The following is a 12,002-nucleotide window of genomic DNA, read 5'->3' on the forward strand; positions in this document are numbered from 1 at the left end:
CTGCGCACAGCGCTGCCGCCACAGCCTGGCTCCTCAGCCAGCCCTGCTCAGTCGTCGGCAGCGCAGGTGCTTGCGGCGTAGATGGCGGAAAGCTGCTCGTACTCGGAGCGCAGGGCCCGGGAGTCGCGCCGGTCGGTGGAAAACTGCCAGCGGAATTCGGTTTCCCGCAGCCGGGTTTCCCAGGCCTGGCACAGGGCCTCATCGGGCACGGGATCGCATTCGTCCCGCACCCGTTCGCAGGCCATGCCGGCCCCGATGCCGGGAACGCCGCCGATGCCGACGGTTTCCAGCGGTCGGCAGTTTGTTTCGGGTTCTTCGCTCTCCTGCAGGTAGCGGGTGTTGTCGTAGCGGGTGCAGTGGAACAGCGACGGGGGCGGCTCGCGTTCAACCAGCTCCTCTGGTGCAGCGGCGGATGCGGCGTGCAGTTGCGGCAGCGCGGTCGGCTTCAGGGTGCGGGGTTGCACATGCGGCGGCTGCAGCGTCACCGGTGGCGGAACGTCCACGATCCGGATGCGTTGCGGCTGGCCTTCGGGGCAAGGGGAGTTCTGGACGGTGATGGTGCCGTCCGGCTCAGTGCATTGGTAGATGGTCGCTGGAGCGGCCGCGGCGGAGGACGCCGCCAGCAGCGCCGCCAGCAGCAATAAGGCCCGGCTCATTGAATGCCGCAGTCCTGGTTGAGACGTGCGGTGATGTCACGGTCTTCTTCCCGCAGCACGGAGCGTTCGGTCGGCTGGGCGTTGAATATGCGCCGGCGGATCTCCGTGCGACGGCTGCCCAGCAGGGTGCACACCTGGTTCTGGGGCAGCGGATGGCATGTATCGCGGATCCAGCCGTCGCTGCCGCCGGTACCGTAGAAGGGATGGCCATGCCGGGGCGGCCGCGGACGCGGCGGCGGGGCAGTGCCGGGCCGGGGGGCAGGTGCGGTCAGGCTGGGGCCGGGGGAGGTGCTCATTCCAGGCGAGGCGATGCCGGCAGCGCGCCGCTCGCCGGCGCTCCGCGGGCCGGGCGGCACGCCGGGTGCAGGGCCTGCGTGGGGAGCGCCCCAGCCCCAGACGGGTGCGGGGCGCGGATTGCCGTCGCCGTCGTCGCTGAGGTAGCGCTCGCCGTCGGCAGTGACGCACTCGTACATGGGGCGTGCCGGGACGCGCACGATGGTTTCGGCTGGGGTATCAACCGCGGGCGCGGACGAAGCCGCGGTTGGCGGATTGGCCGATGGAGGCGGGGGCGGTGGATCCTGCGGCCGGATCATGGTCCGCACTTGCTGCTCTTCGCCATTGGCGCAGGGGAAGTCCTGCAGGGCAAGCCGCCCCTGCGCGTCGGTGCAGCGGTAGATGAGCACTTCGTCCGGCGCCGGTTCCGCAGCCGGCGCAGCGGCTCCGATGAGGAGCAGGAGCGGCAACATCAGCGTTCGCATGCCCCGATCATGCGCTGTTGTGGCTGCGGGTTAAAGCTGGAGATGCCCGATCAGTGACTTCGTTCAGGTACCGGCGGAAAAAAAAGGACTGCCTCCGGTCCCCGGGTGCGCCCCACTGCGCTCAGCGCAGGATGGCGCCGGTCAGCGCATCGCGAATGGCAGTCGGGCTTTCCAGCCCGCCGGTGTCCCCGGCGAGCACCGCGTCCACGCCCGCGCGGATCTGCGCTGACAGTTCGGCCAGGCGTCCAGGCGGGGGAGCCCCGGCCACGTTGGCGCTGGTCGATACGATGGGGCCGCCGAAGGCCGCGCACAGGGCGATGACCGGCGGATGCGCGCTGACCCGGACGGCGACGCCGGCGTGGTCGCCGCGGATCCATGTCGGCACTGCGGCGCTGGCCGGAACAACCCAGGTGTGCGGGCCGGGCCAGCTGGAGGTGACGGCTTTGCGCCGGTCGGCGGGCAGTGCGTCCCAATCGATGAAGGCGTCGATCTGCTGGCGCGTTCCGGCTACCAGGATCAGGCCCTTGCCGACCTCGCGCTGCTTGAGCGCGAGCAGGCGCAGGGTGGCCGCTTCATCCAGCGGATCGCAGCCCAGGCCCCAGACCGCTTCGGTGGGGTGGGCAACGATGCCACCGCCACGCAGGATGGCGGCGGCGGTTTGGGCAGTGGCGGCCTGGCTGGGATGCATGCGGGTTCCGGCCGGGTGGCTGCGCGCGCTGGACGCGTGCTACCAGGGAGCGTCGTCGCCGGTGCTTCCTGCCGCGGGTTCCGTGGCGACGTCTTTCTTGACCGCTTTCTTGGTGGCCTTCTTGGCGGCGGCTTTCTTGACGACCTTCTTCGTCGCCTTCTTGGCTGCTTTCTTCGCCGCCTTTTTCACGGCCTTCTTGGCGGCTTTCTTGGCGACCTTTTTCGCGGCTTTCTTGACCACTTTCTTGGCAGCCTTCTTGCCAAAGGCACGGCGTGCCGGCTTGCCGGTTTCCTCCAGCAGCTTGACCACTTCCTCCAGGGTCAACGAGGCCGGCTCGCGATCCTTGGGGATCTTGCCGTTGAGCTTGCCGTCGCTGATGTACGGACCGTAGCGGCCGTTGAGCACCTGGATGTCGCTGCCCTCGAACTCCTTGATGATCCGGTTGCGGATGATCTCTTCCTTCTCCTCGATCAGCGCCACGGCGTGATCGAAGTCGACGGTGTAGGGGTCATCCTCCTTCTTGAGCGAGGCGTAGGTGGTGCCACGCTTGGCAAACGGGCCGAAGCGGCCGATGCCCACGCTGACTTCCTCGCCCTTGTGCTCGCCGAGCACCCGTGGCAGCAGGAACAGCTCCAGCGCCTGCTCCAGGGAGATGGTGTGCATCGACTGGCCCGGGCGCAGCGAAGCGAACTTGGGCTTGTCTTCCGCATCCTCGGCGGTGCTGCCGATGGCGGCGTAGGGCCCGTAGCGACCCAGGCGAACGCTGACCGGCTTGCCGGTCTTGGGGTCGGTGCCCAGCTCGCGCGCGCCGGTGGCCTGACTGCGGTCGACCGATTCCATCTTGTCGTCCACCAGCTCCTTGAACGGGCTCCAGAACTTCTCCAGCAGCGGCACCCACTCTTCTTCGCCGCGGCTGACCGCGTCCAGCTCATCTTCGAGCTTGGCGGTGAAGTCGTAATCCACGTAGCGGGTGAAGTGGTTGGACAGGAACTTGGACACCGCGCGGCCCACATCGGACGGGCGGAAGCGGCGACTCTCCAGCTCCACGTACTGGCGGAACTGCAGGGTCTGGATGATCGAGGCGTAGGTGGAGGGGCGGCCGATGCCGTATTCCTCCAGCGTCTTGACCAGGGAGGCTTCGGTAAAGCGCGGCGGCGGCTCGGTGAAGTGCTGGTTGGCCAGGATGCGTTCCAGCGGAATGCGGTCGCCGGTCTTCATCAGCGGCAGCTTGCGGCCTTCGTCGTCTTCGTCGGCGTTCTTGTTGTCCTTGCCTTCCTCGTAGACCGCCAGGAATCCGGCGAACACCACGGTGGTGCCACTGGCGCGGAAGCTGTGCGCACTGCCGGCGGCCAGATCCACCGATACGGTGTTGAGCGTGGCCGGCACCATCTGGCAGGCCACGGCGCGCTTCCAGATCAGCTCGTACAGGCGGCGACCGTCATCGTCCAGGAACTTGGCCACCTGGGCCGGGGTGCGCAGGGCCGAGCTGGGGCGGATGGCCTCGTGGGCTTCCTGCGCGTTCTTGGCCTTGGTCTTGTAGAAGTTGGGTTTGTCGGGAACAGATTCAGTGCCGAAGTCGCGGGCAATGACGTCGCGGATCTCACCCAGCGCTTCACCCGAAAGGCTCACCGAGTCGGTACGCATGTAGGTGATCAGGCCGACCGTGCCTTCTTCGCCAATGGCCACGCCCTCGTAGAGCTTCTGCGCCACGCGCATGGTGCGGCTGGTGGTGAAGCCGAGCTTGCGCGAGGCTTCCTGCTGCAGCGTCGAGGTGGTGAACGGCGGCGCGGGCCGGCGCTTGCGCTCCTTGCTGATGACGTCGGTCACCTGCAGGGCGCCGGCGGCGGCCGCGGCGATGCGCTCGCGCGCGGCCTCGGCCGTGTCACCGTCGGTGATGGTGAACTGCCCGAACTTCTCCCCGTCCAGCTTGTTCAGCCGGGCCGAGAAGGGCTGCGAGGGATGGGCGCACTCGGCGGCGATCGACCAGTATTCACGCGAGACGAAGGCTTCGATCTCTTCCTCGCGGTCGACGATCATGCGCAGCGCCGGCGACTGCACCCGGCCAGCCGACAGCCCGCGCTGCACCTTGCGCCACAGCACCGGGGAGAGATTGAAGCCGACCAGGTAATCCAGCGCACGGCGCGCCTGCTGCGCGTCGACCAGGTTGTCGGACACCTCGCGCGGGGACGCCATGGCTTCCTTGATCGCCCGCGGGGTGATCTCGGTAAACACCACGCGGTGCAGCTCCTTGTCCTCAAGCAGGCCGCGCTCGCGCAGGATTTCCACGATGTGCCAGCTGATCGCCTCGCCTTCGCGGTCCGGGTCAGTGGCCAGGTAGATGGTGTCGGCCTTGGCCGCGGCCTTGGCGATCGCCTCCACGTGCTTCTCGTTCTTGTCGATCAGGTCATAGCGCATCCGGAAGCCCTGCTCCGGATCCACCGCTCCCTCCTTGGGCACCAGGTCGCGCACGTGGCCGTAGGAAGCCAGGACATGGAAGTCCTTGCCCAGATACTTGTTGATCGTCCGCGCTTTGGCAGGCGACTCGACGATGAGAAGGTTCTTGGCCATCGATGTCCGTGGTCGGGCGGGGCGCAATTGCAGCGGCCCGCGGGGCAGGTGAAAGAGCGGGCGCCCCAAGTGTTCCGGGGCGTTCAGGGTGCTCTTGTAACAGGAATCGCGCCCGAACGGGCGTGATCAAGCCAAACAGGCCCCCATTCAGGAGCCCGGGGCGGGGTGCGCATTATGGGCGAAAAGCGTCCGGCCGGTCAGGACCAGGCGGATCAGTGCACCGGTTCCGGCTCGTCCATGAACATCTGGGTCTCCATCCAGGCGTAGGCGGCCTCGCTGCCGGGCTGGTTGAACAGCACCATCAGCACCACCCACTTCAGGTCGTCCAGATCCACGTCATCTTGGTCCAGCGCCATGCTCTGGTGCAGCACCAGCTCGCGCTGGTCGGCATCGAGCACGCCCTGCTGTTCCAGGAACATCAGAAAGCCGCGGCCCTCCAGATCCAGCTTGTCCAGCTCCGGGCCGGCATAGACGCGCACCGGGCCACCGGCGCGGGGCGCCGCCCGGTCCGGGCGCTGTCGGGCCAGATCGTCAAGCCAGTCGAATGCCTTGTTGATCTCCGCCGGGCTGAAACCGGCCTGCAACAGTCCCGCCTGCAGGGAATCCCGGTCGCGGAGCAGGTCCGCCTCTTCGCTGAAGTAGTGCTCGAACAGGTAGAGCAGTACGTCCAGGATGCTTTCTTTCATTGCCTCTGCCTGCGTCCGCGGACGCCTTGTTCAGGATTTGCGGGAGTACCGGCCGTGCTCGGCAACAACCAGTCCCTCCAGCTCCATGAGCGGGAGCATGGAGGACAGGCGGGTTGCCGTCAATCCGGTGCGATCGGCCAATAAATCCATACCTGTAGGGTCGTGGCCGAGCGCGTCCCACAATTTCTGGTAGTCGGGGTCGCCGGTCGGGCCGGCATCGGGGTTGCCCGGCAAGGCGGGCTGCTCCCCTGTTGTGGGGGTGTCCAGGCGTTCGCGCAAGGCCTGACCCAGATGGGCGGCCATGGGGGCCAGCGCGCGGATCACCTCTTCGGCCGATTCCACCAGGGCCGCGCCGCTGCGGATCAGGCGATGGCAGCCGCGGGCCTTGGGGTTGTGGATGGAGCCCGGCACGGCGAATACGTCGCGTCCGGCGTCGCTGGCCAGGCGGGCGGTGATCAGCGCACCGGAGCGCATCGCCGCCTCGATCACCAGCGTGCCCAGGGCCAGTCCGGCCACGATCCGGTTGCGGCTGGGGAAGTGGCCGCTGCGGGCGGGGGTCCCTGGCGGGTATTCACTGACCACGACGCCCTCCCTGCCAACCCGGTCGTACAGGGTGCGGTTCGAACGCGGGTACACCTGATCTATGCCGCAGCCCAGGACCGCAACCGTGACCCCGCCCGCATCCAGCGTGGCCCGGTGCGCGGCCGAATCCACGCCCAGGGCAAGCCCGCTGACAACGGCCAGGCCGGAGCCAGCCAGGGCGCGCGAGAACGCCGCGGCGCTGTCACGCCCGCCGGCTGTCGGTGAACGGCTGCCAACCACCGCCACCGCCGGATGCCACAGCCGTGCGGGGTTGCCGATCACGAACAGCGCCAGCGGCGGGGAGGGCGCGGTGCGCAGCAGGGCGGGATAGTCGGGGTCGTGCCAGCCGATCAGATGGTGACCGGGCTGGGTCAGCCACTCCAGGCTGCGGCTGTCCTCCTGGCCGGAGGTGAGCGCGTGCATCTGCGCCTGGTCCAGGCCGCAGGCGCGCCAGCTGGCGGGGCCTGCGGCCAGCGCGGCTTCCGGGCCAGGGTAGGCCTCCAGCAGCCTGCGCCTTGGCTCCGAGGCCCCGCCTGCGCCGAGCAGGCGCAGCAGCGCGGCCTGCTGCTGGGGGTCGGGAGGTGGGGATTGCGTGGTCATGGGTTGGTGGCGTCGCATCCATGCGGACCTGGCCGTCCACCCTATCGCCACATACAAAGACGGCGCCCTGGGGCGCCGTCTCGATTCATCGTAGGAATATGCCGCGGTGCCGCGTCAGTACGGGGCGTCCGGATGCTTGAGGTGATAGCCAACCTTGGTCGGCTTGATGCTGTCCATCACCAGTGCGTAGGCCACCTTGTCATAGGTGCGGAACACCATCGCATGGCCGGCGAACTCGTCCGGCAGACGCACCTTGTTCTCGTAGAACACGGTGTCCACATCGCGGTATTCGCCCTTCTCCACGCGGTCCACCGTATTGGTGCCCTCGCGCCAGACGGAGAACACGGTGCCGTTGTCCACGCCTTCGCGGGCGCCGATGGAAATGGCGATCACGTCACGCGGTCCACCGCTGGTGAGCATGTCGGCCACCGCCAGCACGCGGGCACGGCCATAGTCGGCCTGCTGCGCGGGCGGATGCGGGAAGAACTGCAGGTCGTAGGGCTGGGCGTTGACCGGCACCAGCCGGTCGCCGATGCGCGTCTCGTAGCCTGCGTCATCCAGCAGCAGGGTGGAGACCTGGATGCCGCCGACTTCGCCGCGGGTCACGGTGCCCGCGCCAACGCGCATCATCTCGTAGCCCAGCACTTCCTTGCCCTTGTCAGGGGTGACCACATTGGTCCAGAACTGGCGGCTGTCCATGATCCGGCGACCGCGGAAATCCAGGTCGTCGGTATGGAACAGGTCGCAGCACAGGCCGCTGCGCTGCAGGTGGTGGTAGCGAACGGTTGGGCGTACCACGGTGAAGCGGTCGCCAGGGTTGGCGGCCAGTCCACGCACGTAGGCCACCTGGCCCTCGGCCACGCGCAGGCGGTCTTCTTCCATCCCCACCACATGGGGCAGGTGCTCGAAGCCGTCGACCACCTGCAGGTCCTTGAGGAACGGCTCGATATCCGACAGCGCGATCGCGTTGATCGGTGCGGCATCAAGGCGCGGACCGGGCTGCACCTGGGCCCCGGTCACCCGGTCCAGATAGGCCAGGCTGATCACGTCGCCCGGATAGATCAGGTGCGGATTCTGGATCTGCGGGTTCGCCTGCCAGATTTCCGGCCACAGCCATGGCCGGTCGAGGAACCGACCCGCGATATCCCACAATGTGTCGCCACGGACCACCACATAGGTGTCCGGATGGTCTCCGCGCACTCCTTGTGCGGCGGCGAATGTTGCGACGGTGAGCAACGCTGCGGCACAAGCCGTGCGAAGCCCTCCGGAAAGGCACTTAAAGATGCCGGCCATCTACTTGCTCCCCTTGGAGATTTCCCCTTGCAGCCAAGCCACTATGCCTACAAGGCCGGGATCCGCGCAAGTGTGGCGGGCGTTACAATGCCCCCTGAACTCCACGTTGTGATCCAGGCCCCCCTTTCCCCTCCTGCCATGTCCCTTCTGTCCATCATTGAATACCCGAATCCACGCCTGCGCGTGGTCGCCGACCCGGTGGATCCCGGCCGCATTGCCGACCCCGCGTTCCAGCGCCTGCTCGATGACATGCTCGAGACCATGTACGAGGCCCCGGGTATCGGCCTGGCCGCGACGCAGATCGACATCATGGAGCGGTTCACCGTTATCGATGTCACCGAGGAGCACGAGCAGCCGTTGGTGTTGATCAACCCGGTCATCCGCGAGCGCTCCGCGGAGCTGCGCGTCCATCAGGAGGGCTGTCTGTCGATTCCCGGCGTGTTCGCCGATGTCGCCCGCGCCGACGGCCTGGAGGTGGAAGCGCTGGGTCGGGACGGCAAGCCATTCGTGCTGCGTGCCGACGGCCTGCTGGCTACCTGCATCCAGCATGAGATCGACCATTTGGACGGCAAGCTTTTCATTGACCATCTGTCGGCGCTCAAGCGCTCGATCGCCATCCGCAAACTGGAAAAGCTGAGGAGAAGCAGCGATTAGGATCGTCTTTGCCGGAACCCCGGAATTTGCCGTCCCCTCGCTGCGCGCAGCCGCCGCAGGTGGTGAGCTGGTGGGCGTCTATACCCAGCCCGACCGGCGCTCCGGCCGTGGTCGCCAGGTGGCGTTTTCAGCAGTCAAGACCGAGGCGCTGGCGCGCGGGGTCGAGGTATATCAGCCCGCTACGCTGCGCTCTGAAGAAGCGCAGGAGCAGCTGCGTGCGCTCAAGCCGGATCTGCTGGTGGTGGTGGCCTACGGCCTGATCCTGCCGCGTGCGGTGCTGGAGATCCCGCGCTTTGGCTGCTGGAACGTGCATGCCTCGCTGCTGCCGCGGTGGCGCGGCGCTGCGCCGATCCAGCGCGCGATCGAGGCCGGCGATGCGGAGACCGGCGTGTGCCTGATGTGGATGGCTGAGGGCCTGGATACCGGCCCCGTGCTGCTGTCGCAGTCCACGCCAATCGGGGCGGAGGAAACTGCCGGCGAGCTGCATGACCGGCTGGCGGCGCTTGGCGCACAGGTAGTGTCCGATGGCCTGGGATTGCTGCGCGTCGGGATCCGTCCGGTACCGCGGCCGCAGCCGGAGGAGGGCGTGACCTACGCCCACAAACTGGAAAAGGCCGAGGCCAGGCTGGACTGGTCGCAGCCGGCCACGGCGCTGGCCAACCGCGTGCGCGCGTTCCATCCCTGGCCGGTGGCCGAGGCGGAGCTGGCGGGTGAGCGGGTGAGGATCCATGCCGCGCAGGCGCTGGAGAGTGGCCACGACGCGACCCCGGGCACGGTACTGACCGCATCGCGCGAAGGCATCGACCTGGCCTGTGGCGAAGGTGCCCTGCGCATCACCCGCCTGCAGCGTCCCGGCGGCAAGCCCATCGCTGCCGCCGATTACCTCAACGCCCGCCGCGATCTGGTGACCCCTTAAGTGCGTGCCGCGCGCCCGGAGCGGCCCTGGAATGATGCGATGAAACGACCGGCTGGAACCGAAACCCGCGTCGCCGCGGCGCGCATCCTTGATGCGGTGCTGCATCGCGGCCGCTCCCTGCGCGTGGAACTCGCCGCCACGCTGCCCCAGCTCGCCGACCCGCGTGATCGCGCCCTGGTGGAGGCGATCTGTTTCGCCGCCCTGCGCAACCGCTCGCGCTACGACGCCGCGCTGGCGGCCTGGATGCCGCGGCCGTTGCCCGCCCGCGACCGTCCTTTAAGGGCCCTGATCCACGCGGGCTTTGCCCAGCTCGATCCGCTTGTCCTGCCGGCGCATGCCGCGTTGGCTGCGACGGTGGAAGCCGTGCGCGCGCTGGGGCGTTCGCGCCAGGCCGGGCTGGTCAATGCCCTGCTGCGCCGTGCACAGCGCGAAGGCCTGCCCCCTGCCGATCCGGCCGGGCTATGGCCCGACTGGCTGCTCGCCCACCTGAAGTCGGACTGGCCGCAGGATCTGGACGCGATCCTTGCCGCCAGCGCCGAACCGGCGCCGATGTGGCTGCGGGTCAACCGCCGCCAGGGCGGACGGGATGAGTATCTGCAGCGCTTGGCCGAAGCCGGGATAGAAGCGCAGACTGCCGAAGCGCTGCCTGATGGCCTGCGCCTGCCGCGGCCGCTGCCGGTTGCCGCGCTGCCCGGTTTCAATGACGGCGCCGTGTCCGTGCAGGACGGCTCCGCCCAGCTGGTGGCCGAAGCGTTGGCACCGGCGCGCGGCGCGCGGGTGCTGGACGCCTGCTCAGCGCCCGGCGGCAAGGCTGCGCATCTGCTCGAGCGTGACTCCGGTTTGAGCATGCTGGCGCTGGATGTGGATCCCGCACGGCTGACCCGCGTGGAGCAGACCTTGCAGCGCCTGGGTCTTGCCGGCCAGGCCGAGCTGAAGGCGGCCGATGCCGCCGTCCCGGCCAGCTGGTGGGACGGCAAACCGTTCGACGCGATCCTGCTGGATGCGCCGTGCTCGGCAACCGGCATCGTGCGGCGCCAGCCCGATGTGCCCCTGCACCGGCGCGAATCCGATCTCGAAGCCCTGCAGAAAACGCAGGCCGGGCTGCTCGACGCGCTGTGGCCGCTGCTGCGCCCGGGTGGGATCCTGGTCTATGCCACGTGCTCGATCCTGCGGGCGGAAAACGCGACCCAGGTGGAAGCTTTCCTCGCCCGCACGGCCGACGCCACCGCCGAGCCGTTGGATGCCCGCTTCGGCCGCGCCGACGGCCCCGGCCGCCAGCGGCTGCCCGGCGAGGACGGGATGGACGGTTTCTTCTTCGCCCGGTTGCGGCGCGGCTGAACAGCAGCGTTGGGTCGTTGCGGCCCTCAAGAGTGGGGTCGGTGCGGATGGTTAGACAATCCGTGGCTGATCGGCCCTTTGGAGCAGGCCGGCTGCTGGTCCCGTATGGCCAGATGGAGCACCGCTGGTTGGGCACCGACTTGCGTGGTCCGGACCTGAATCGATTCAACTGACCGTTTGCGCGTCAGCGATGTACAGTGGCGGCGAAAATTCGCCTATCAAGCCGGTGCCATTTCCGGCCAGGATTGTGATGGCATTGGTCAATCCATGGCTGAGCATATTGGTCCCCGCGCGCAACGTAGAGCGCTACCTTGCGCCGTGTCTGGCATCGATCCACAAGGAGCTGGTCGGGGAAACTGAGCTGCTGGTCCTTGACGATGCATCCACTGACGGCACGCTGGACGTGGCGCTGGAATGGATGCGGCGCTTTCCCAATGCTCGCCTGCTGGAGATGTCACGGAAGGTGGGCATAGGTGAGGCCCGCAATACGCTTCTGCGCGAGGCGACGGGAGAGTACGTGTGGTTCATCGATGCAGACGACCTGGTTCTTTCCGGAGCGATGGGTTCGCTGCAGGAGATTGTGGCTTCCTGCGCCCCTGACTTGATCATGTGCGACTTCGTGTCGTTCCACGCGGACGAGGGAGGACAGGAGGCGGTCAGCGGTTCCCGCAAGCGGACCTTCCAGGGACCGCCTGGCCAAGGAGCCGGCTTCGACGGACTGGTGGCCGGTTTGCTGGCCGCCCGGCAGCTCCACGTGTGGTCAAAGATCGCCAGGAAGGACGTCATGCGCGGGGTACATTTCCCCGCAGGCAAGGTTTTCGAAGACAACGCCGCGATGCCGGACCTCCTTGCCCGCACTGGTACTTATTACTACTCCGCTGAAGCGTGGATAGGTTACCGGCGTCGGCCTGGGAGCATCATGTCCAGCATCGACAGCAATTCCCTGCTGGACTTCCTGGATTCGATAGCGTGCCTGCAGCGGAAGATCTCTCCCCTGGCGACCACATGCGAGACCAGGTTCGCTCTGGATTATTTCTGCCTGCGTGGACTGCTGTGGGCCACGCAGCGGACCGGGGAAGATCCCGAGGCCGTCGCTGCCTGCGCGAACATATTTGAACAGCTGTTCGAAGACAGCGCCCGTGGCGTTTTGTCCGGCTGTCTGAAGAGGGGCTGGCTGCTGAGGTCAATAAAGTTGCAGGCGGGAGTGAGGAAGCTGCGCTCCGTCGGGTACCGTGCCGGCTGAGCGGCTCCACGTCGCCAACC

General features: G+C 67.7%; 11 protein-coding genes. 4 read left to right on the plus strand and 7 right to left on the minus strand.

Annotated elements, in window-relative coordinates; translation table 11 throughout:
- Positions 1–47 precede the first annotated feature (47 nt).
- The 7 genes from ACW7G2_RS12800 to ACW7G2_RS12830 form a co-directional block, all read right to left on the minus strand.
- Entirely contained in the window at positions 48–656 is a 609-nt protein-coding gene (locus tag ACW7G2_RS12800; protein ID WP_456976388.1) for a DUF4124 domain-containing protein, read from the minus strand.
- Positions 653–1,414: a hypothetical protein gene (locus ACW7G2_RS12805; RefSeq protein ID WP_456976390.1), complete on the minus strand. Its 762-nt coding sequence runs from the start codon at positions 1,412–1,414 to the stop codon at positions 653–655. The genes ACW7G2_RS12800 and ACW7G2_RS12805 overlap by 4 nt, the downstream gene beginning before the upstream one ends.
- Before the next feature lie 121 nt (positions 1,415–1,535).
- Positions 1,536–2,102: a Sua5/YciO/YrdC/YwlC family protein gene (locus ACW7G2_RS12810; protein ID WP_456976392.1), complete on the minus strand. Its 567-nt coding sequence runs from the start codon at positions 2,100–2,102 to the stop codon at positions 1,536–1,538.
- 39 nt (positions 2,103–2,141) lie between these two features.
- Positions 2,142–4,670, minus strand: a complete 2,529-nt coding sequence (locus ACW7G2_RS12815) for a DNA topoisomerase I (RefSeq protein ID WP_456976394.1) — start codon at positions 4,668–4,670, stop codon at positions 2,142–2,144.
- A 212-nt stretch (positions 4,671–4,882) separates the two neighbouring features.
- On the minus strand, positions 4,883–5,356 hold the full coding sequence (locus tag ACW7G2_RS12820; RefSeq protein WP_456976396.1) for a DUF494 family protein: 474 nt from the start codon (positions 5,354–5,356) through the stop codon (positions 4,883–4,885).
- 30 nt (positions 5,357–5,386) lie between these two features.
- Positions 5,387–6,538, minus strand: a complete 1,152-nt coding sequence (gene dprA / locus ACW7G2_RS12825) for a DNA-processing protein DprA (protein WP_456976398.1) — start codon at positions 6,536–6,538, stop codon at positions 5,387–5,389.
- A gap of 114 nt (positions 6,539–6,652) precedes the next feature.
- A complete protein-coding gene (locus tag ACW7G2_RS12830; RefSeq protein ID WP_456976400.1) occupies positions 6,653–7,831 on the minus strand; it encodes a LysM peptidoglycan-binding domain-containing protein in 1,179 nt (392 codons plus the stop codon).
- 138 nt (positions 7,832–7,969) lie between these two features.
- Between ACW7G2_RS12830 and def the strand changes: the two genes are divergently transcribed.
- From def to ACW7G2_RS12850, 4 genes are all read left to right on the plus strand, one after another.
- Positions 7,970–8,485, plus strand: a complete 516-nt coding sequence (def, locus tag ACW7G2_RS12835; RefSeq protein ID WP_456976402.1) for a peptide deformylase — start codon at positions 7,970–7,972, stop codon at positions 8,483–8,485.
- Positions 8,481–9,401, plus strand: coding sequence for a methionyl-tRNA formyltransferase (fmt, locus tag ACW7G2_RS12840; protein WP_456976442.1), 921 nt, complete (start codon positions 8,481–8,483; stop codon positions 9,399–9,401). The genes def and fmt overlap by 5 nt, the downstream gene beginning before the upstream one ends.
- 39 nt (positions 9,402–9,440) lie before the next feature.
- A complete protein-coding gene (rsmB, locus tag ACW7G2_RS12845; protein ID WP_456976404.1) occupies positions 9,441–10,739 on the plus strand; it encodes a 16S rRNA (cytosine(967)-C(5))-methyltransferase RsmB in 1,299 nt (432 codons plus the stop codon).
- A gap of 250 nt (positions 10,740–10,989) precedes the next feature.
- A complete protein-coding gene (locus tag ACW7G2_RS12850; RefSeq protein ID WP_456976406.1) occupies positions 10,990–11,982 on the plus strand; it encodes a glycosyltransferase family 2 protein in 993 nt (330 codons plus the stop codon).
- The last annotated feature ends 20 nt before the right edge of the window (positions 11,983–12,002 follow it).

It is taken from the genome of Luteimonas sp. A277 (assembly GCF_054052045.1).